At 61.2% G+C, this 20,040-nt stretch carries 17 protein-coding genes and 2 pseudogenes; 1 reads left to right on the top strand and 18 read right to left on the bottom strand.

The window, feature by feature from the left end:
- Positions 1 to 38: 38 nt before the first annotated feature.
- From X743_RS139295 to X743_RS139335, 13 genes are all read right to left on the bottom strand, one after another.
- On the bottom strand, positions 39 to 1,001 hold the full coding sequence (locus tag X743_RS139295) for a LysR substrate-binding domain-containing protein (protein ID WP_023769144.1): 963 nt from the start codon (positions 999 to 1,001) through the stop codon (positions 39 to 41).
- Between the two features lie 77 nt (positions 1,002 to 1,078).
- Positions 1,079 to 2,029 carry a LysR substrate-binding domain-containing protein gene (locus X743_RS139300; RefSeq protein WP_023769143.1) on the bottom strand — a complete coding sequence of 317 codons (951 nt, stop codon included), beginning with the start codon at positions 2,027 to 2,029 and terminating at the stop codon, positions 1,079 to 1,081.
- Between the two features lie 12 nt (positions 2,030 to 2,041).
- Complete coding sequence (locus X743_RS139305; RefSeq protein ID WP_023769142.1) at positions 2,042 to 3,919, bottom strand: hypothetical protein; 1,878 nt, start codon at positions 3,917 to 3,919, stop codon at positions 2,042 to 2,044.
- The gene (locus X743_RS139310) at positions 3,916 to 4,380 is read right to left on the bottom strand and encodes a hypothetical protein (protein ID WP_023769141.1); all 465 of its coding nucleotides are present in this window, start codon (positions 4,378 to 4,380) and stop codon (positions 3,916 to 3,918) included. Before X743_RS139310 ends, X743_RS139305 begins: the two co-directional genes overlap by 4 nt.
- Before the next feature lie 28 nt (positions 4,381 to 4,408).
- Complete coding sequence (locus X743_RS139315; protein WP_023769140.1) at positions 4,409 to 6,601, bottom strand: flotillin family protein; 2,193 nt, start codon at positions 6,599 to 6,601, stop codon at positions 4,409 to 4,411.
- 59 nt (positions 6,602 to 6,660) lie between these two features.
- A complete protein-coding gene (locus X743_RS139320; RefSeq protein WP_023769139.1) occupies positions 6,661 to 7,350 on the bottom strand; it encodes a bacteriorhodopsin in 690 nt (229 codons plus the stop codon).
- 9 nt (positions 7,351 to 7,359) lie between these two features.
- Positions 7,360 to 8,763, bottom strand: a complete 1,404-nt coding sequence (locus X743_RS0137535) for an ABC transporter permease (protein WP_023769138.1) — start codon at positions 8,761 to 8,763, stop codon at positions 7,360 to 7,362.
- Complete coding sequence (locus X743_RS0137530; protein ID WP_023769137.1) at positions 8,760 to 10,127, bottom strand: ABC transporter permease; 1,368 nt, start codon at positions 10,125 to 10,127, stop codon at positions 8,760 to 8,762. The genes X743_RS0137535 and X743_RS0137530 overlap by 4 nt, the downstream gene beginning before the upstream one ends.
- A 29-nt stretch (positions 10,128 to 10,156) precedes the next feature.
- The gene (locus X743_RS139325) at positions 10,157 to 11,113 is read right to left on the bottom strand and encodes an alpha/beta hydrolase (protein WP_023769136.1); all 957 of its coding nucleotides are present in this window, start codon (positions 11,111 to 11,113) and stop codon (positions 10,157 to 10,159) included.
- Between the two features lie 21 nt (positions 11,114 to 11,134).
- Positions 11,135 to 11,539, bottom strand: a complete 405-nt coding sequence (locus tag X743_RS139330) for a hypothetical protein (protein WP_006326052.1) — start codon at positions 11,537 to 11,539, stop codon at positions 11,135 to 11,137.
- A 37-nt stretch (positions 11,540 to 11,576) separates the two neighbouring features.
- Positions 11,577 to 12,047, bottom strand: coding sequence for a YbhB/YbcL family Raf kinase inhibitor-like protein (locus tag X743_RS0137525; protein ID WP_245264349.1), 471 nt, complete (start codon positions 12,045 to 12,047; stop codon positions 11,577 to 11,579).
- Positions 11,944 to 13,737 carry a sugar ABC transporter ATP-binding protein gene (locus X743_RS0137520; protein WP_198028519.1) on the bottom strand — a complete coding sequence of 598 codons (1,794 nt, stop codon included), beginning with the start codon at positions 13,735 to 13,737 and terminating at the stop codon, positions 11,944 to 11,946. Before X743_RS0137520 ends, X743_RS0137525 begins: the two co-directional genes overlap by 104 nt.
- A gap of 97 nt (positions 13,738 to 13,834) precedes the next feature.
- A complete protein-coding gene (locus X743_RS139335; protein ID WP_245264348.1) occupies positions 13,835 to 15,052 on the bottom strand; it encodes an ABC transporter substrate-binding protein in 1,218 nt (405 codons plus the stop codon).
- A gap of 1,052 nt (positions 15,053 to 16,104) precedes the next feature.
- Between X743_RS139335 and X743_RS1000000174200 the strand changes: the two are divergent.
- A pseudogene (locus X743_RS1000000174200) lies at positions 16,105 to 16,346 on the top strand (hypothetical protein).
- Positions 16,347 to 16,563: 217 nt separating this feature from the next.
- Here X743_RS1000000174200 and X743_RS139340 read toward each other — a convergent pair.
- From X743_RS139340 to X743_RS1000000173165, 5 genes and pseudogenes are all read right to left on the bottom strand, one after another.
- Complete coding sequence (locus tag X743_RS139340; protein ID WP_023769131.1) at positions 16,564 to 16,785, bottom strand: DUF2274 domain-containing protein; 222 nt, start codon at positions 16,783 to 16,785, stop codon at positions 16,564 to 16,566.
- Position 16,786: 1 nt separating this feature from the next.
- The gene (locus tag X743_RS139345) at positions 16,787 to 17,923 is read right to left on the bottom strand and encodes a TrbI/VirB10 family protein (protein WP_023769130.1); all 1,137 of its coding nucleotides are present in this window, start codon (positions 17,921 to 17,923) and stop codon (positions 16,787 to 16,789) included.
- Entirely contained in the window at positions 17,920 to 18,984 is a 1,065-nt protein-coding gene (trbG, locus tag X743_RS139350) for a P-type conjugative transfer protein TrbG (protein WP_023769129.1), read from the bottom strand. The genes X743_RS139345 and trbG overlap by 4 nt, the downstream gene beginning before the upstream one ends.
- Complete coding sequence (gene trbF, locus X743_RS139355) at positions 18,981 to 19,670, bottom strand: conjugal transfer protein TrbF (RefSeq protein WP_031258740.1); 690 nt, start codon at positions 19,668 to 19,670, stop codon at positions 18,981 to 18,983. The genes trbG and trbF overlap by 4 nt, the downstream gene beginning before the upstream one ends.
- 2 nt (positions 19,671 to 19,672) lie before the next feature.
- Positions 19,673 to 20,040, bottom strand: a pseudogene (locus tag X743_RS1000000173165) (P-type conjugative transfer protein TrbL); the annotation flags it as partial.

Below are 20,040 nucleotides of genomic sequence, written 5' to 3'. Positions count from 1 at the left end.
TAGCGAAACGGTACAGGCGGCCGACCGCCCGCAGCACTCTAGCCGAAGAGGTCGGGGCGCTGGTTTTCGCTGGACAGCTCGGCGCTCCAAACCTGGTCCTCGACCAGTTGGCGAAGGATCTCCCACGACAGCTGCCCAACGGCGCGGGGCGCTGTCTGCAATGGCCGTTCGGTCGAGTAAGCCAGGTACACTTTGCGTGTAATTGGCGGGTTTTGGAAACTCCACGCGCGAAACAGCCCAGCCTGCGCCTCAGCGTTGATCGCCATCCGCGGCAGGATCCCGTAACCGATCCCGCGTGTCACCAATCTCTTGATCTGGGTGTAGGAGTCGATTTCAATCGCAGGGTTGATGGCGACCTGGACTGACACTGCCACGGTATCGATCAGTTCTCGGAGGCCGTGGCCCGGGCCCGGCACAACGAGGGGCAATCCGGCGACGTCGCGAAGCTCCACGCAAGAGCCCTGCAAGTCGGCCTGGCCCTGCATCGAGGTACTGGCAAAGAGACAGATTTCCTCGGACAGGCCGTGATGTACCGCGAGCCCCCGGGGATCCGAAGTTGCATAAATCATCGCGAGGTCAACCTCTCCCCGCTTCAACCATTCCAGAATATAGCCGCTCATCGCCTCAACGATACGGATGCGCACCTCGGGGAACCGCTCGCGGGCGGCCTCGATCAGCGGCGCCGCGAGAAGCTCGCTCACTGTACCCGGCAGGCCGAAGCGCACTTCACCGCGAGGGGCTATGGCCGCGCCCCTGACGCTGTCGTTAATTTCGGCAAACTCGGCAAGGATGCGCTTGGCATGCACCATCAGCCGCGTGCCCGCTTCGGTCGCACTGACGCCATGTGGCCCGCGATGCAGGAGAGGAAGGCCAAGCTCCTCTTCCATGTGCCTGACATGCTGGCTCAAAGCGGGCTGCGCCACATGGAGCTGTGTCGCGGCCTTCGAAAACGAGCCGCTCTCGACGACCTTGGAAAAATATCTTAGCTGCCGAAGGTCCAAAACGGCTCCCTACGCTCCGCGGAGCGCTAGCGTATAACATTGCGTTATTGAGGCAACGACAAAAAGCTGCCGTCCGTCTATCCCTGCCCCAACAAGACCGCATCGGCGCTGTCCATGGATCTCTTGATCCGTCCGGCCTGCCGGCGGACTTCATCAATCAAGGCGGTGAGCACCACTTTTCGGGGATTGCCACCGTGGGGCCGCACCACGGCAATGGTGCGGGCCATGGCGCTGTCGGCGATCGCATGAGCGCTCAGCACGTGCCCCGCCACTTCGCGCGTCACGCTCGAATGCGGCAGAATGGTTGCGTACTGGGTGGTTTTGTCCGCGACGACGGCTTTTACGGCACTGAGCGAGTCGAGTTCGAGTTCCGGCTGCAGCGCGATGCCCCGCTCGTTGGAGACCCGATCGATGATCCGCCGCAATTCATGGATTTCGCTCGGTAATATCAACTTCAACCGGCTGATGTCCCTCAACTGGCGCGGCGCGTCGACATGGGCGCGGGCATAAGAGGTCACCAGCACGAGGCGTTCGGCGAACAGATCGAGGATGTCGAGCTGATCCGGGGCACTGGGCCGATAGGTGAGTGCAACGTCGAGCCGGCCGCCCCGCATGAGACTGGCAAGGTCGCCGCTGTAGGCCTCGACGACATTCAATGTCACACCCTGATACTGGGCTTCGACAAAATTGCGGATGTCCTCCAAAAACAGTGGCACTATCGTCGGGCATATACCGAGTGAGATCTCGCCTTTGAGTTTGTCCGAGCGCTGGCGCACCTCACGGACCGCATCATCGAGCCCATCGATGTGGAGGCGCGACTGGCCCAGGAGGAACCGCCCTTCGGCCGTGGGCTCGGCACCGCGCCCACTTCGGTTTATCAATGAGATACCGACTTCCTTTTCGAGCAGCTTGATTTGTCGCGTCAGGGACGGCTGGGCGACCCCTATGGACTGGGACGCGCGGGAGAAGCCGCCGTGCTCACAAACGGCGATGAAATAGCGCAGACGCCTGAGGTCGATGCCTTCCATGCGCCGCCCCGGTTACCGGCCCGTCACGCGGTCGAGGAGCCGTGCGATCCACGGGGTCATAATGGGCTCAAACAATGGGTTCACATCCGGCACGAGGACGATCTTGTGACGAGCATGTTCTTCGATGACGGAAAGGCGCCCCGGATAGGCCAGCCACCAGACGATGAAAACGCCGACAAACCAGAACAGGACCTGCCAGATCAAAAGCGATGGGACTCCGGGCGCCACCACCGCGCCAGCAAAAATCGGCTCGCTGAAAAATGTGTTGCCGAGGATCGCACCCGGGCCGAGCGCGAAAAATGCCCACAGAAGCGTCAGGGTCCATTTGGCGGTTGTGGCCGCCCGGCCCTCCTTGCGTGGCGGCTGGCCCTCCTCGAAAGCATCATGGAGGCGATCCCTGCGATCCCGCTCGGCGCCGCTGCGCGTAAACAGGGACACAAGGAGGCAGGCCGTGAAATTGGTCGCTAGTCCCCATCCCGCCGAATGCACCGACAACGGCCAGCGACCCCATGGCAGGTCGACGAAGAGCCGCTCGAACAGCACCAGTCCAAAGCTCTCGGTGAACACCACGCAAAGGCTTCCGACAATCAAACCGGCTAGAACACCGCTGCGGCTGATCCAGCGCACCCAGCAGAGGCCGAGCACCGCGGGCAGCAGCTGCATGGACAGGCTGAGCGTGAGAGAGGAGAAGATTGTCGCGCCGAGGGGCGCATAGCTCGCGACGGTGGCGACAGCTGCGTAGACGAGCGCCAGGGTCACGCGCGCGGCAAACCGCGTCGAACGCTGGTCCATGCCCGGGATGATGTAGCGTGACGTCAGCTCGATGGTGCAGACCGATGCACCGGATCCGGCAAAGAATGCGACGGCGATCTGGCCCGACGCGACCAGAAGGACTGTGAACCCCACCGCCACCATGGGATCGAGGGTTGCCAGCCGTGTCGTGAAGGCCGTCAGCGAGCCACTGGCCGCAATCTCCGCGGCCAGAACCGGCCCGATCAGGATCAGGGCGCCAGCCGCGAGGCCGGCGATCATCCAGACCTGCCCAAATGCAAAGCCGCGACGCGGCGCGCTTGTCAAACCCAGAAAGCTGAAACCGGGACTGATTGCGATACCGCCCAAGGAGAGCGCGAACGTCAGTCCCGCGAAGGTGGTCCAAAGCCCCCCGCGCGGCAGCTCCTTGCCAATGCCGGCGCTAAGCTGGATGACGCCCGGGATCTTGTCCGGCAGCACACCGCTGGCTGTGCCGATCCCGTTGGCGGCGAATGCCAATCTGTCGAGCGTAAAACCCGTGAAGCCGCCGAAAAAGACAATGAGAACCAGAACGAGCAGGGAATGGGCGGCGACAAGATAGGCAATCCCGCGCCAGCCTCCGATCACGCTGCAGAGGAAAAGAGCGATCGCGATCGACCAGATCGCGAGACTGGCCGGAACGTCGTTGGCGGTCGCGGCGCTCACCAGGACACCCGCCTGAGACAGGCACATCGCTGCAAAGGGGATGCTGAAAAGGAACAGAACGAACAGCAAATAAATACGGAGCGTCGTGCTGCCAAAGTAATCGCCCAGCAGGTCACCAAGCGTGGGCAGCGAGGTCAGACGGGCGGCAAGCCAGACCCGCTTCTGCGTGATGACGGCGCAAAGGGCGATGCAGATGAGACCGACAGCGACCTGATTGTATTGTAGGCCGAAGGTGGCGAGCAACATCAGATGATCGGGAAGGCTGAGGCTGGCCAAGGTGATGCCGGCGCCGGCGAAGATGATCACCCAGGTCGGCAGTGCCAGGCCTGCGTCGACGAAATCACCGGGTTGCCGGGTGTGACGGCCGCTGATGGTCGCCAGGTAAAGGCCCAGGACCGCGACAATGCCGAGCACGGAAACCAGGAGCGGGGTCATAAAAGGTCTCCCGGCTGGCGTCTTGAATCTCGGCCATTCGAGCGGAAGTCACGGACAACGTCGAACGCTTCGAAGGCCTGCCGTGCCCCGTATCGGGTGATCAGGTAGAAAACGACCACGGCCCCCGTGGCGATGAAACCGATGCTCAGCGGCAAGAAGTTGTGCGCGGCAAAGGACGCGCTGACCAGCGACAGAACAACGAACAACACCAGCGCCAGTCCGTAGATGACCAGGCCGAGACCTAGTTCTCGGGGCGAAAAACCCGTCCCGTAGACCACATTGGCGATCACGTGAGCGACAAAGCCCGACAGAATGGCCGCGAACCCGGCAAGGATATAGGTTGTTCCGCCGCGGCCAAATCCATACTCAAACAGGATCGCGGCGGGCAAAGCCACTGCCAACCAGCAGGCCATGACCAATGCGTGCCGGTCCAGCGCTTCGTTTTTGTCGAGCGGGGTCATCGATTGCTCTCGCTGCTTTCGTACGCGCTCAGTCGTCCTTGTCCTTTGGCGCATCAGGACCCTGGAAATTGCGGAACGACATGCCGCCAGCGCTTCCCAGGTTTTCGATCGGCAGTCCCAGGTCCTTCATGAGACCGTCAACGAAGGCGACCTGAGTACGATATTTCATTGCGGAATTGACAACGCGATCGGTCATGTTGCCGCCGCCCGCGCCGCCATCGCCGCCGGACTTCTCGGAAGGACTGTTGATGCCGGGCAGACCATCGACCTGGAGTATCTTGATCGATTCGATGTTTTCCATAGGCTTGACCGTCTCGCGGATGATGCTCGGCAGATTGCTGACGAGGTTTTCGTAGATGGCACTGCGCCTGCTGGCATCCGAACGGGTGTTTTCGGACTCGTTGAGCATGCGCTGTCCGGCGGCGTCCTTGGCATAGCGAACCTCGGCCGCATTGGACTCGGCGATTTCCGCGAGCGCCCTGAGTTCGCTGGCTTCTTTCTCGGCCTTTGCCGAAGAAACGACGCGTTGGGCGTCACGCTCGACCCTGGACGAGGACTGAATGAACTCGATCCGCTTGATGCGTTCGGCCACTTCTTCTTCGCGAGCGCTGTTGACCTGCTCTTCCTGTTCGACCTGTTTTTTCAGAGCTTCCGCGGCCTCGGTCTTTGCGTAGGCTTCCTCGATCGACTTGTTGATCACCGCGATCAGGCGCTCCTTGTCGACGATTTCGACTTCCTTCTGTTGCTCGATCTCAAACTTGTCGACGAACTTCCGCGCAGCGATGCGCAACTCGTCAACCTGGCGGTTGGCGGCGATCGAGGCGTCCTGGATCTCCTGAAACGCCTTGGTTTCGGCAAGCTTGATCTTCTGGTTTTTCTCGATCTCGAGCTGCACGATCTCTTCGTCGACCCGCAAGCGTTCGACATCGACATCGTAACGCTTCTTCAGGCGCGCCTTTTCCTGGTCAGCCTCGGCAAGTTCGTTGCTGATGCGAACCTCCTTCGACTTCGCCACGGCCAGCAATTCAATGGTTTTGTCGGTTTCAATGCGGTGCGCCTCGGTTATTCGCTGATTCTCCAGTTTGGCCTGGTCGATCTCGGCCGATGACGTCGTCTCGATGATCGACAGCTCCTGGCGCGACCGGATTTCAGACTCCTTCACATGCTGCTCGTTGTCGATCCGCTCCGCCTCGATTTCCCGGCGGTTCTGGATCCTCTGCATTTCGAGTTCGCGGCGCGACATGATCTCGGTCATTTCAGTCTCTTGCTGCTTCTTGATCTCCAGCGAGCGCACCTCCGACTGCGTGTTGATCCGTTCGGAATCGATCAGCCGGTCCTTGGCGATTCGAATCCGCTCGCCTTCCTGTTCGCTGCGGATCCTGGCGTTCTGGATACTGATTGTGGAGCTTGATCTCTCGGCTTCAATGTCGGCCAGTTGAGCGGCTTTACGGATTTCGATCGCCTGCGTTTGTTCAATGCGGGCGTATTCGAGGTCACGCTCGATCTCCAGAGCCCGCTGTTCTGTCTCGAAATCCTTGAGCTTGATGCCGATCCGCGATTCGTTTTCGATGCGGTTGCGAAGCTGGCGGCGCTCTTCGATTTGCTCGGTCAGCTGCGTCAAGCCTTCGGCATCGAACGCATTGGAGGGGTCAAAGACGGAGATGTCGGTCTGATTGAGGCTGGTGAGGGAGGCGTTTTCAAGCTCGAGGCCATTCGACCCCAGGGTCGTCGCCGCCAAGGCCGCCACCTCGCTCATGTAACGGCCGCGGTTGGTGTGGATTTCATCCATGGTCATTGTGGAGGCGATGGCCGACATCGCATCGACGAACCGGCCCTGCACGATTTCCTTCAGCGCGACTGGGTTCTGGGTGCGATCACCAAGGGTGCGGGCCGCAGTCGACACCCCGGCTTCTGTCGGGACCACCCGCACGAAGAACTCGGCGATGATGTCGATGCGCATCTTGTTCCTGGTGATCAGGGATTGCTCGCCGAGCCTGCGGATCTCCACCGGGATCGCGTTCATGTTGACGCGCGTGATGTCGTGGACAATCGGGATGATCATCGCACCGCCACCCATGACCACCCGCTCGCCGCCGAGTCCGGTGCGGACGAAGGACTGGTCTTTTGACGAGTGTCTGTAGAGCCAGTGCAGCAGATAGACACCGATCGCGATGATGATCGTTACGAGAATAACGACTGCGATCACATCTGAGCCATTCATGGGAAGATCCTCCACTTAACCGCGAGCGCCGAGCACGTCGGCGCGAAGATTGACAGCCTTCAGAAACGTTCCTCGCCGGCGACGGCGAGCACGATCATTGAGACGGCGATGAGATTGACAAGGTCGGCAATGGTATAGAGCACGATGATTGGCGCCACGTGCCCGGTGCCGATAACGACGTCCACGAAATGCAGGATCGGGTAAATTGCCCAGCCGATCGTCATGATCAGCCTGATCCAGAAATAGCCGAGGCGGATCGGACGTGTCGACTTGCTGATGGCGTCCGCCATGGCGCCGAAATACAACTCGCCGAGAATATAGAGCCAGAAGGCGATCGACAGCAGCACGCCAAGGGTCGGGTTGAATATCCGTGCGTCACCAAGGTAGCGGGCGAGCACCATCAGGATTGCCGCGGCCAGTGTCCGCCAGAACACGCCCACTGGCACTTTCCCTGCAATGCTTGCAAAGAAGAACATCGATGCGACCTGCATCGGCTGGACCACGAACCACGCGACGTAGCGTAAGGCGGCGCTGAGCTGCTGGCCCGCCAGCCAGATGTTGGAGGCGGCATAATATTCGAGGCCAGACGCCAGGAGCGCAACGCCTGACAGCGCCAGCGGAACCCGCCAGCGCTCTGACGTCCATGTCAGGCCCAGCATTGCCAGGGCAGCTGTGGCGAACATGGCAAGGGTTGCGACGCTGAGCGCGGTGCTGACCACGGCGCTGGACTGAAAGAGTGTTCCAAACATGGGCTTTCCCTAGACCTGGGCTCTGATGTGTGGGGCGCGGCCGTATAGGGCGACCATCGGCAGGATCAGAAGACCGAAGATGAATTGTTGCCATTCGTATTTGAGCCCAATGCCGATCAGGAAGGCGCTCAGGACTTGCAGGACGAGAACCCCAATCACGGTGTAGCCATAGCCGCCGTATCCGCCCATGAGCGACGTGCCGCCGATCACCACCGCGGCCAGGGTCGTGAAGAGATACTGGTCGCCGACCCCGATGAACCCGCCGCCGCTCCAGCCCAGCAACAGGCATCCTGTCAAGGCGGCTGAGAAGCCGCTGATGGTGTAGGTTACGGTCCAGTATTTGAACTCGGAGACGCCGATCAGCTTGGCAGAGCGGCGATTGCCGCCCAGGGCGTAGATGTACCGGCCAAAAGCGGAATAGCGCAGTCCGACAATGACGATGATCGCAATGACGATCCACAGGAGGATTGTCGGCGGGACCGCGAGGCCGAAGGTGCGACCATTCATGGCGGCAAGGTTCTGGAGCCACTTGGGCACAGTTCCAAAGACGTTTCCACCAAACGAAGATCCGATGCTGGTCAGGATCTGGACGAGACCGGCGATGGCAAAGCCCATGCCGAGCGTCAGGATCAGAGCCTGGCCCTGCAGGCGGTAGGACAGGACGCCATTGAGGAAACCCAAAGCAGCGCCGATCACAAGCACGAGAATGACGGCCAGGCCCGATGGGACGCCAAGGCCGATCAGGAACAGAAGCCCAATGTTCGAAGACCCGATGACAAACGGGATCGAGAGGTCCAAACCGCCCAGCAAGGCGACCAGTGTTTGCCCGACGCAGGCGATGCCCAGGAACGCTGCAAACAGCAGTATTGCCTTGATGTTGGGAGCGGAGAGAAATCCGTTGATGGTGAAGGAACTGATCACGATCAGCGCCAGCAGGACAATCAGCCCAATAAAGGCGCTGCGGCCATGGGCGAAACGGCTGCTGACCTTGAAGGCAAAGACCAGGATTGCTTCCAGCAGCAGGAAGGCAATCAAATTGCCCAGGGACCTGAAGGACGGGACCGTTGCCGTGATCACCAGATATACGATCAGCATCACCGCCATGGTGATGATCAGGACCCGGTTGCCGCCCCAGACGCCGCCGGCGCCGGCCGGTGCCGCAGCGTCGGCGTCAAGAGACGAAGGCCGGGCCTCGAATATGACGGCGACATAGTTGATCAGCCAGAACAGCACGGCGGCCAGAACGATGGTGTAGAGGATGACGATCTGGGCGCTGAGCCCCTGCCAAAAGCCCAGCCCGAAGCTGATCGCGGCCACCACGAATGTGACGGCGAGATTAAGCCAAACCAGGGCGCGCGAACGCGGGATAAAGTGGCCGCCACTGCGACCGGCGTCGACGAAAACCTCACTCATGGCCCGATCCCCAACGATTGTTCTGCCGGCACAAATCCCGCCGCTTGGCTTTGCTGGCCGACGACCAGGAACAGGAGCAGGATGAGTGCCGAGACGAAAACATAGATGAAGGCGCCAACGCGCACGGAAACCGCTTCAGCCACGATAACGCGGACAGTGAAGGTCAGCATCGCCAAGATGACGGCTAAGCCGAAGACGATCTTTTGCAACGGCGTCAGATCGGGCAAAGCCAGGCCGCTTCCCGACTGCACCGGCAGCAGCAGATAGCGCGTCATGACGTCCGGACTGGACCTGAAGGCAGCAACGGCCGCCAAGCCGTAGGTATCGCGAGTGCTGACATACAGCATGATCCCGACGACCACACAGCCCAGGACCACGAAGGCCGCGAAGGGTGAAATGAAATGGAGGTATCGCCCGATAACGGGGACCAGCAGCGTCAGCAGCAGCGACAGAACGAGGATCAGCCCATAGAAAAGCTGCGTCACAAAGGCTTGCGTGGACCCGAAATTGAACGTGGCAAGGACATAGCCGATAAGAAAGAGGTTGAGCGCGCCAAGCAGCCCGCCTGCCACGCCACCGCGTCCACCGGACAGGCTGACGCCGCCCAGGACCAGGGCGGTCACTGCCGTCAGCGTCATGGTGGTGCCCTGTGTCGGATCTCCCGACGAGATCAGCGCGGTATAACAGATCGCGCCCAGGCCAACGAAGAGGCCGGCGATGACGTGGGCACCGATGCGCACCACATTGATGCGGACGCCGCTAGTATAGGCGGCACGTTCATCATACCCCATCAAACGCAAATTCGCGTAAAACGACGTCATGGTGAACAGCAGCCAGGCGGCAATAGCCAACAGCACGATCAGCAGGATCGGCGAAAAGATCGTGTTGCCGAGGCCCCAGGACGACATCCAGTCTGGTGCGGTGCCGCCAGGTCTTGGGAGGATGACGAGGTTGATGCCGGTCAGCGCCAGAAAGCCACTGAGCGCCACAATGATCGGCTGGACGCGCACGAAAATGATGATGAGGGCAAAGAAGAGCTGATAGAGAACACCAATCCCCAGGGCGACCAGAAAGACACCAAAGGGACCCGTGACGATGCCAAGGCCGTTAAGCTTGACGATCGTCACGTTGATGAAGGCGAGCAAGGGTCCGACCGCCAGATCGACTGTCCCGCGCCCCGCCACGGCCAGGGCCATGAGTGAGAATGTCGCCAGGATCAAAGGAGCCGACACGATGATGGCGCTGCCGAACCCCGACAAGGAGACAAGGTTCGGCCCCCTGATGACCGCAGTGCTCAGGAGCAGCGCGATCAGCAGGATCGGGACCAACAGGTAGGTGTTTTGGGAACCCCTGGACGGCGACATCAACACTTATCTTTCGTTGCCAATGCAACCTAGAACTCAATGACCTTGCGGGCGTCGTTGGGCCGCTCGCTTCGAGAGGACGACCGGCTTTCCGAAATGCTGCGCCCCGAGAGGGCATTGCTTCCCTGACCGCGCCGCTCGGGATCCGCGCCAAGGATTTTCTTGAGCACGGGGGTGATGACGTCCTTGAACTTCGCCGGATCTTCCGACGTCGGAAAGTGGCCGCCGCCGAAGATGATGCATTCCGAATTCTTCACTTTTTCGGCCGTGCGCTGGGTCATTTCGGGCGTGCAGGCGAAATCATACTCGCCAGTGAGGAAGTAGATCGGCACCTTCCCGGAGATCTTCTGGCACTGGTCGCGGAAATCCGAATCGACGCTGTAGAAATACAGGTCGCCCTTGAAGATGCCGGGGCCGCCCTGCGCGTAGTACCACCAGGTCTCCCACCGGTAATCGTCAGGAGACTGCGGGGCCATCAGGCCAAAGACAGAGGTCGCGACCACCTCGCCACCATGGATATGGGGATGATGCAGCGGATCGATCCACCATCCGGGGGAATAGTCGCAGGCCTCGAGTGCAATAAAGGCGGAAAACTCGCTTTCATAGCGCAATGCCAGCGCCAGGCAGATGTTGCCGCCCATCGACTGGCCCATGAGGACCGGCTTGCGCAGATCCAGCGCCCGGCAGAACGCCACGATGAACTCACAATAGAATTTCGTTGTGAGTTTGTATTCGTCTTCCATCAGGTGAAAGTCGGCCGGCGGAATCGACTTGCCGTGCCAGGGCATGTCGAACGCGATAACGCGGAAATTCTGGCTGATGTCCGGGTCGCACAGCTGGTGCCTGTACTGGCGCCCGTCCGTGCCGGCCGTGTGCAGGCAGACCATCGGAATGCCCTCGCCGTGTTCCTCGTAGTAGGTGCGGTACGTCTTGCCTTCGCACTGGACGTAGACGTAGCGCCCAACGATTGGATCGTGTGTATTCATGACAACTCTCCTGCGCTGCCGTTAAACTTGTCGCATCAGCGAGAGCATGCGCGTCAGCGCCCGCAGATTTTGCCAGAAGGGTAGCGAATTGCCCTCGATGATCAGCTGCTTGTGCAGCGGATGCGCCATCGCCCAGATGTCGTTGAACATGGGCGGTGGGATTTCCTGGGCAAACTTCGACCAGGCGCTGCTCGGCGCCTTGAGCCAAAATTCGACTCCCATGTCATTGGGCGTGAGGCCTTGCGCGATCTTCTGGATCTTGCCGCCCCTGACATCGACGAGATATTCCGTGTCATCGAAGCCGAGCACGAACTTGCTCGTGAAAAACCGCCCTACTACCGGCAAGATGCGGTCGTCATTGACCTTTCTTGCCCATCGCTCGATCCACTCCAGATCAAAGCTGCTCCTGCTTCCATATCTACTCATGCGATCCTCCTGATTGGGGAATTACCATGCCCGGTTTTTACGCGGGCAGAGACTTTTTTGCCGGCCCGTAGACTGCCACGAACGACGCCGCATCAATGGCCACAGGCATGACCGCAGCCGCAAATGCGCCAAGATCGGCGTCGGCTGGCAACTCGACCTTGTCCGTCTTGAGCGCATAGAGGGTGAAGAAATACCTGTGGGCCCGGTCCGGCGGCCAAGGCCCGCCATATCCCTTGCCGAACCCTGGGATCTTGAACGTCACGAAGTCGCTGTTGAACTCAGCGGCGCCGTGCGGCAGTCGCAAGCTGCCGCTGGCGCCCTCTGGGAGCTCACGGACCTCGACCGGAATGTTGGTCACCAGCCAGTGCGCAAACGAGCGAGGGAAATTGAATGCGTCCGGCAGGTCAGGATCGGTAACGGCCAAGGCAAAGCTGCGCGCGCCTTCCGGTGGTCCGGACCAAACGAGTCTCGGCGAAAGCCGGTTGTCCTCGGCGAACCGGTCCGGGATGACGCTGCCTGGCGCAATATCGGGACAACTCAGCACAAAAGATGGTGTTGCCGCCATAGGGTTTACCTCCTGGTTCAGCAGTGTCACAGGCCTCGGCACCGGCCTGCCTTGCTNGACTCTCGGCGACCCCGACCAGGTTGCCTGGGTCATTCTCGTTGGCCGCCTCGCCGGGCAAGCGCGCCGTCGCGCGGCGGCCGAACATGGCGTTAAGGATGGCATGGCCATCGAAAGGCGGTTCGAAATCCGCCGATATGGCGCCATTGCGAAACACGTGGACCCGTGTGCACAGGTTCAGAAATTCCTCCAGCTCGCTGGACAGGAAGACCACGGCGTTGCCGCGCGCAGCGAATTCCTTGAGGTTGCGGTAGAGATCGAGCTTGGCCCCGGCGTCAATGCCGCGAGCGGGATCGTTGAGCACCAGAACCACCGGCTTTTCCGCGAAGGCCCTGGCAATCAGTACCTTTTGCTGGTTACCGCCCGACAGCGACGTGATGAGGTTCTCCGGCCTCCCCATCTTGACGGCCAGTTTGCTGGATTCCCACTCAAAGACCGGCGTCAGCTTGGGGCGGTTTATGAAGTTGAGCACCCCGCCGGATCGAAATTCGCGATACACCGGAAGCAGCAGGTTCTCGTAAATACTGAGATTGGCAAAGATGCCCTCTTTCTTGCGATCGCCGCTGACGTAGCTGATTTTGTTGTGTCGGGCCGACGCAAGATCGGTAACCTCGCTGGCCTTGCCGTCATTGACCACCACCAACCGGCCGGCGATCGGAGACTGGATGCCGGCGATGCATCTTACGAAATCCGCCTGCCCCTGCCCGTCCAGCCCGGTAATCCCGACGATTTCACCGGGGTACACGGTGAAATTGACGAAGGCGGCGTCCGGCCAGACCCGAAAATCGGTTGCACGCAGGACTGGCCGATCGCCGAGCCGCCTCGGCAACGGCTGATCACGGTCTGTGCCGCTGCGCTCGGCACCGGCAATCAGTTCAAGAATCCTGGCCTCGGTAATCTCTTCTTTCGCAAGCTTGCCGACATCCACGCCGTCGCGCAGAACCGTCGCACGGTCGGCAATACGGACCAGCTCGGCGATGCGGTGGGTGACGATCAGGATGCTTGCTCCACGCTGCTTGAGTTGGCGCATCTTGCGGAACAGCCTTTCCGTGGAATCGAAGTCCAGCGCGGCCGAGGACTCGTCGAGGATCAGGACCTTGGGATCAGTCAGAAGGGCTCTGGCGATCGTCACCCATTGTTTGACGCTCAGGGGCAATTCACCCACCAACCCTGAGAGATCGATGTCAAACCCGAGAAGTTCGCGCATCAATGCGGATGCCCTGGCTTCCTTTTCTTCCCGGTTCAAGGACGAGCCCAAAAGGCCGTCCGCGCCCAGGTAGAGGTTGTCCAGGACCGAGCATTCGTCGGCGACGAGCACCTCCTGAAACACGTTTGAGATGCCCAACTGGCGCGCCTCGTGTGGTGAGGCTGCCGATTTTCCAAGGATCGACACCTGGCCACTGTCCGGAATCAGGACGCCGGAGATGACCTTCGCCAGAGTGCTCTTGCCCGAGCCGTTGCCGCCAATGATCGCGTGAACCTCCCCTGCGTAGGCCGTCAGATTGCATCCGCCGAGCGCCACAGTCGGTCCGAAGGTCTTCCTGACCGATGAGAGTTCAACAGTGGGGTACGACATCATGGGTCCAGTTGGCCGACGTTGATCGGCTAGACTTGCACGGAATGAAACAAATGCCACCCCGTCAACGCTGACGGGGTGGCCATGGCTATTTTGCTTAGTTCGCCTTGAAGGCTTCGGGGTCGGCCGGACGCAAGAAAAACTGGTCCAGGTAGTCCTTGCTTGCCCAGTTCTCGGCACCAACGTTGTACCAGCCATCAGAATCTTCGCTGCAATCAGCCGGGACGGCCTTTTCAAGCTGCTCGTAGTCCATGGTCTGCGGCTTGGTCAGGATCGACTGGACCTTCGGACCCTGGCCCTCGAGCGTGCGCATCATGACGTTCCAGCCGAACTCGAAATCGTCGCCCGGAGGCCAGGCATGGATCGCCTCTGAAACAAAGTCCTTGTTGTTGCGCCAGTAGCAAAGGGCGCCGATTTCACCGCCGATCGAGAACGGGACCATATCGCGACCGCTTTGCTGCAGCGCCCGCAAGGCGCCCAGTTCAGATGCCGACTGGATGATGATGCCGTTCAGATCGCCCGGATTGGTGGCCAGCCACTTCTGGATCTCGGCCTGGGCAACCTGATCGGTCCACATGCCGGCAACCTGACCCACGACCTTGATGTCGGGGTATTTCGCCAAGGCCTTCAGAACGCCGACATTCTGGGAGTCCGACGCCGACGCGCCCGGAATGCCTTCGACCACCAGGACATTGCCCTTGCCGTTGATCTGCTTGGCCATCCATTCGCCGAGCATGCTGCCGCCCACGACGAAGTTCGCCGACGTGTTCACCGCGTAGGGTGAGGTGAGGTAGCCAACGGCAGAGAAGACCGGGATGTCGCGCTGATGGGCGTATTCGACAGTCTGGTTCAGTGACGTCGGGTTGGAGCAGCAGACGATGATCGCGTCGACGCCCTGATCCACCAACTGCCGCATCTGCTGGATCTGCGTGGAGTCGTTGAGGTTTGACTGGGTGATGATCACGTCCTTGATCAGGCCGAGCTTCTTCCATTTCGGAATAATCTCTTCCTGGAGGCGCTTCATGACGTCGGCGCGCCATGTGTTACCAGCATAGGAGCTGGCGTAGCCGATCGTCCATGGGGGGCCCTTCTTCGGCTTCCAGTCGCGGTAAGCGCTTTCCGCGAGCGGCTGCATCGGATCCATCATGTCTTTGTTATAGAGCTCGTCCTGGATGTTCTTGGGCAGCTCATCCACGCCACCGGCAAATGCAGGGGTGACGCTAGCGATCGTTGCGACAACGGCAAGCGATCGCAACATGGTTGCGAATGTCGTCAATTTTTCCTCCCTTAGTGCCAGGCGTTGAGCCGTGGGCACGCTGAGTTCACTGGAACCCGGGAAGGACTATCGGGCAATCAGCACGTTGGCGGTAATACATTTTTCAAATGCGCTCTATACGCTTTCGCTATGGACCTGCCCCGCGTCGCGGGCCTCGTTTCAGGCAGAGGCCGGCAAGGTACACCGGCACTGCATGAACCTGCTCATCCCGTGCCGCCGAGCGATTGGCCCTCAAATCACGACCGCGTTGACCGCGGTGCCGCAGTGAGAAGCGAGCAACGCTCGAGCCTGGCGCCGGGGGCGGCGGTCTGCTCTACAGCGACAACAGCGGCTTGTGCTTTGGCTGTTCATGCCAAATCACTTGGCGTAGGTCACGTATGTTGGCTGCTGACTGCGTAGGGCAGGTGTAAAAGTTATCCAGATCGTCCGCCGGCTTGCTATCCTGCGGCTTGCCAGGAATGGGATCGTCCAAGGCGTTGAGCATTGGCTGAATGAACATGGGCGCGGGTTAGTTCTCGGAAGACTGAGCCGCAGCAACGGAAATCGGCCGAGCGACCGTCGAAGTGAGCGTCCAAGGCATAGTAGGCCACTGCGGTCTGCGCGTGCGGGCCGTAGAGTTCGATTGCGGCCTCTATTGCATCGCCAGGATCGACGAAAACTGAAAGCTGCAGCGCAACGCCAGTGTCTGTCCGATGCCTTGCACAATCCTTTCTCGGCGGCCTTTAATACTATACCCTTGGCCCTATCGTGCAACCTGAAGCGGGTGGCATGCCTGCGGGAGACCAAGCCTGCACCGAGCGGCGTTCCGGGCTCGGTGAGGTCCGCACCGAATGCCGCCGCCGCTCGTTGACTATGTTGGTTGATCCCAGCTACTCCAGACCTGACCCGCTGCCGAAAGGCGGCGGCCTTTTTTGTTCGCAACTTGGCGGCGTCCTAGAGTGAGCGTGGGTGATAGCCCACGAAACAACACGTTCGACATCATCGACGAATTGGCTTGGAGCCAAGCGACCTTTCGACGTCTGAACCTTTACAGGAAACGGTTGCCGTAGGAATATTGTCCTCGGGCGGGGCGACTCTCAAAAGGTGTCGCAATGGTTAGGTCAAAACCCTCAAAGCAGTTTCACAGGCTGAAATCGAACGCTTTCTGGCAGCGGCGGAAGCGCTGCACCTAAGCATCATCAAGCCGTTCATATCACCGCATTGTGACCACTACAGGCAGACCCGCGTCTTGCATGATGTGCTGTTAAGAGCGGTTCGGGAAGTCACAGGGAAGGAAGTCGAGTTCATCCGGTGGAACACTACCGGGCCGGTCCTGCCTCCTGCAGCGGAGTAGAACCCAGTGGCAAATGGCGACGGCTGTGCCCCATAAGGGGTCAAAAAGCTTGGCATCTAAATTGCTCGGATAGGTATGGGGTGGGCGAGAGCCCGTCGCTTCGCAAATGGAGCGGCGGGTCGACTCTACGGCGGCTGTCGAATGGCCACAGCAGCAGGAACATTAGGCGCGACCTTTGCCCCACGGCTTAACGCGCACGATGAGGGTGCCCGGCTGTCTACAGCTTCTCCTTTTTTGCTTTCGCGAAGCCTCGGTCGGTCGCGATGAACCGCGCAAGCATCGGCGCGATGAGTCGCGCCGGATCGACAGATGACTGCCCTGTTTCCCTGCCAAGGATCTCCGCGTACCTGACCAAGTCGCTATGCAGCGGCGCTGGCAGCTCCACGGTAATCTTGACCGGCTTGTCATCGGCGATCGTGGCGAGCTTCAACTTGGCCATGTCAACCTCCGTATGGTTCGAGCACAAGATCGCGGGTAACGAGCACCCGGACCGGGAACCCTGGTCGGATCGTAAGCGTCGGCGCGATTGCGAGTTGCCGCTGAACCACCTGTTGGCCAACCTGGCTGACGCTATCGGAAGCGCCGCTGCGCAGAGCACGCACGATGTCGCTGTCTTGATCTGAAGAACCGGCCTGGGCGCCGACGCTCAGAACCGTCGACAGTACCGCGGCCCTGAACAAGTCGCCCCAGTGATAGTCGACTTCGTCCTCGAGGCCGGCATAGCCCTGAGCATCCGCGCCAGGCTGACGCTCCAAAACGATGGATCGTCCATCGGGAAAGATCAGCCTGTTCCAGACAAGCAGCACGCGACTCTGACCCGAACCTATTCCGTTATCGTACTGCCCGATTATACGAGTGCCTTGCGGGATGAGCAGCGAGCGGCCGGTGGGACTGTCATAGACGTTTTCGGTTACCTGAGCGCTGATCTGGCCGGGCAGGTCCGACCGGATACCCGTAATGAGCGCGGCCGGAATCACCGCACCGGCCTGAAGCACATAAGGTGACGCCGGAGGCGTGACGTGATCAGGCGCGACTGTGCGCCGGTCGGCGGCGCCCGACAGGAAGGAAAGCTGGCGATCCTGTGCATTTGGCTGGCTGACCTGACCGGGAAGGTCATTCGTGGCAGGTGCAGACGCTTCGGCGGTCCTGGCGTCTCCTTGCCCTGTCTGGAAGAAGACGCGCGAGGTTCTTGCCGCTTCCTCCTCAGCCCGCCGGCGCTGCTCGGCTTCGTCAATCGCGGGGCTTGCAATTGAGGCAGGCACAATGGCCTGTCCCTTGCTCTGGGAATCGAGGATCGGCCTGCCGAGATCGCCAGGCAGCGGCGGCCCAAGGATCGGACCGGCATAGTCGCGCGGCAGGTTTGCCAACCCGTCAGCGGGTGGGCGATTGGAGGTGGGGTAGAGCTCTTCGTCATGCTTGATCGTATTCGCGTCCCGCAGAGCGTAAATCAGCGCGCAACCGACAGCGAGCGACGCTCCGAAGCCGATGCCTGCGAGCATCTTGCGCGACAGGCGCGTCACGCGTGGCGGGTCGGCGCGAAGCCGCATCGGCTCGACGGCCATATCGTTCTCGTTCATGGCTGCAGCGCTCCCCTGAGCGTTGAATTCGGCAGCTTCAACGCGGCGCGGTCATCTGGCCTCCGCCATAACCCATCGGTTCTTCCTCCGTCGGTGCGGACGATCCTTACCGTCTGCTGCCGCTTGCCGGCGCCAAGACGCAGTTCGGCCGCGCCGAAAAGGCGGTCGACAATCAGGACGTTTTGATAGACGCGGCTGTTGGTGATTTCAGCCTCGCCGTCCGCACCGATGACGAAAAACGGGGGCAGCTCGCCTTGCACAATGCCGCGCGGAAACTCGATATAGACCCTGCGCCCGTCATCATAGGCGCCCACGGGCTTCCAGGGCGGGCTGTCGCCGGTTAGGCCGTAGCGATAGTTGCGCACAGTAACATCCGGTATAACCGGCGTTGTGGCGATGGCTTGAAGGGTTCCCGATTTCCGAGCCGGATAGGACCACGCAACGGCGGGCATGTATGGCTTCGCGCCTGCCCGCAACTCCAGCATATAGCTGCGCCGGTCCGTAGCGATGACGAGGTTCGTTGTGATGTCCGCCCGCGAAGGTTTCACCAGGACGTGCACGCGCCGGGCAATTCCCGACCCGCTTTCGGTGTCGCCGATGATCCAGCGCGCGGTATCGCCGGCCGCGATCGGGCCGTCTCCGGTCAGGCTCTCGCCCGGTTCAAGCGCTATGTCCGTTATCTGGCCAGGCGCGGCGTAGACCTGATAGAGCGCTCCTTCGCTCCAGGGATAGATCTGAATGGCGTTGTAGTAGCCCTCCCGGCGCGGCTCCACCCGCGCCGCAGCGTTTGCGTTCTCGACACGCGCGGCCGGCGTTTCGCCGATCGCGCCGCCCCGCGCGGGTGCCCAGCCTGGCGGCACGCGAAGAGGTTTTGGCCCTTGGTCCGTGGCGGCGGCTGGTGCCGGCGGCAAAGGCGCGACATAGCTATCGTAGCTGATCTTCGGCGGCTTCTTCAAAGGCATAGCGCAACCGGCAAGCAGCCCCGTCCCCGAGACCAGCATGGCCGGCAGCAGGCAGCTTGAGACAACCGTACCGGCAGCAAGACGCAATGTCGGGCTCATTGGCTCAACTCCCGCGACCAGTTGATGGCATTGACGTAGATCCCGAGCGGATTGGCGCGAAGACGTTCGGCATCGCTTGGCATCTGCGTCACGATCGTCAGGATCGCGGTCCAGCGCTCGGTGCCGGAAAGCTGGCCGTTTTCATAGTGGCGCTCAATCCAGGCGACACGAAACGAGCTCGGTGAGGCCCGGATGACCGAAGAAATCTCAACCGCGACCTGCTGCTTGCCGACCCTGGAGAAGGGGTCGTTGGCGCGAGCGTAACCGTTGAGCGCCGCAGCGCCCTGATCGGTCGTCCAGTCATAGGCGCGCAGCCAATCCTGGCGCAGGATGACGGGGTCCGCGGGAACGGAGCGCACCTGCTCGATGAAGCGGGCGAGATGCCAGGCTATCTGCGGATCGGTCGGCTTATAGTCGGAGATCGCGGGCGCGGTCGCTTGCGCCTTGCCCAGCGTATCGACCTGCACGACCCAAGGCACGACGGTGCCGCGGCCCAATTGCCAGACCAGCGAGGTGGCGAGGCCTGCCGACAGGAGGAGCGACCCGAACGCCATGGCGCGCCAGTTGCGTGCCTGCAAGCGGGCAGAGCCGATGCGTTCGTCCCAGATCTGCTCCGCCTTTTGATAGGGGGTTTCCGGTCGCGGGGTCTTGCCATAGTGGACGGCGGGTCGCCTAAACATGTCCATGGTCATTCGCCTTCAGAAAGAGAGATCGATGCGCCGGCGCCATGACTGTCGCCAGCGCGCACTGCGTGAGCTGCGGTCTGGGCGCCGTGCGCGAGGCGCTGGGAGCGCTGCAACCGTCTGGCCCATTCCGGCTGTCCGTGGGCGGATGGCATGCCGGTGCCGGACGCAGGAGCCGCGGGTGGGAATGCGTCGGCGCCGACCGTTCCCATGGTCGACGAACCACCGGTGATTTCGGCGGCCGAACTGGCGCCGGATGCGAAACTTGACGCAAGCGAATGCCCAGCGATTGCGGCGGCGCGCCTGAGCGGGGAGGCTGCCGCCGACGCGCCGGCGCGCGCAATGCCGCCCAAGCCCGACGCGATGCCTGCCG

Origin of the sequence: Mesorhizobium sp. LNHC232B00 (assembly GCF_000502435.1) — a bacterium.
Classification (GTDB): domain Bacteria; phylum Pseudomonadota; class Alphaproteobacteria; order Rhizobiales; family Rhizobiaceae; genus Mesorhizobium; species Mesorhizobium opportunistum.
The sequence above is the reverse complement of the archived record's forward strand: the minus strand, read 5'-3'. Positions and strand labels throughout refer to the sequence as shown.

What these genes read in the sequence shown, in the direction of transcription:
- X743_RS139300 (WP_023769143.1), bottom strand. Translation starts at nt 2,029, where the DNA reads ATGGAAGGCATCGACCTCAGGCGTCTGCGCTATTTCATCGCCGTTTGT.
- X743_RS139305 (WP_023769142.1), bottom strand. Translation starts at nt 3,919, where the DNA reads ATGACCCCGCTCCTGGTTTCCGTGCTCGGCATTGTCGCGGTCCTGGGC.
- X743_RS139310 (WP_023769141.1), bottom strand. Translation starts at nt 4,380, where the DNA reads ATGACCCCGCTCGACAAAAACGAAGCGCTGGACCGGCACGCATTGGTC.
- X743_RS139315 (WP_023769140.1), bottom strand. Translation starts at nt 6,601, where the DNA reads ATGAATGGCTCAGATGTGATCGCAGTCGTTATTCTCGTAACGATCATC.
- X743_RS139320 (WP_023769139.1), bottom strand. Translation starts at nt 7,350, where the DNA reads ATGTTTGGAACACTCTTTCAGTCCAGCGCCGTGGTCAGCACCGCGCTC.
- X743_RS0137535 (WP_023769138.1), bottom strand. Translation starts at nt 8,763, where the DNA reads ATGAGTGAGGTTTTCGTCGACGCCGGTCGCAGTGGCGGCCACTTTATC.
- X743_RS0137530 (WP_023769137.1), bottom strand. Translation starts at nt 10,127, where the DNA reads ATGTCGCCGTCCAGGGGTTCCCAAAACACCTACCTGTTGGTCCCGATC.
- X743_RS139325 (WP_023769136.1), bottom strand. Translation starts at nt 11,113, where the DNA reads ATGAATACACACGATCCAATCGTTGGGCGCTACGTCTACGTCCAGTGC.
- X743_RS139330 (WP_006326052.1), bottom strand. Translation starts at nt 11,539, where the DNA reads ATGAGTAGATATGGAAGCAGGAGCAGCTTTGATCTGGAGTGGATCGAG.
- X743_RS139340 (WP_023769131.1), bottom strand. Translation starts at nt 16,785, where the DNA reads ATGGCCAAGTTGAAGCTCGCCACGATCGCCGATGACAAGCCGGTCAAG.
- X743_RS139345 (WP_023769130.1), bottom strand. Translation starts at nt 17,923, where the DNA reads ATGAACGAGAACGATATGGCCGTCGAGCCGATGCGGCTTCGCGCCGAC.
- trbG (WP_023769129.1), bottom strand. Translation starts at nt 18,984, where the DNA reads ATGAGCCCGACATTGCGTCTTGCTGCCGGTACGGTTGTCTCAAGCTGC.
- trbF (WP_031258740.1), bottom strand. Translation starts at nt 19,670, where the DNA reads ATGGACATGTTTAGGCGACCCGCCGTCCACTATGGCAAGACCCCGCGA.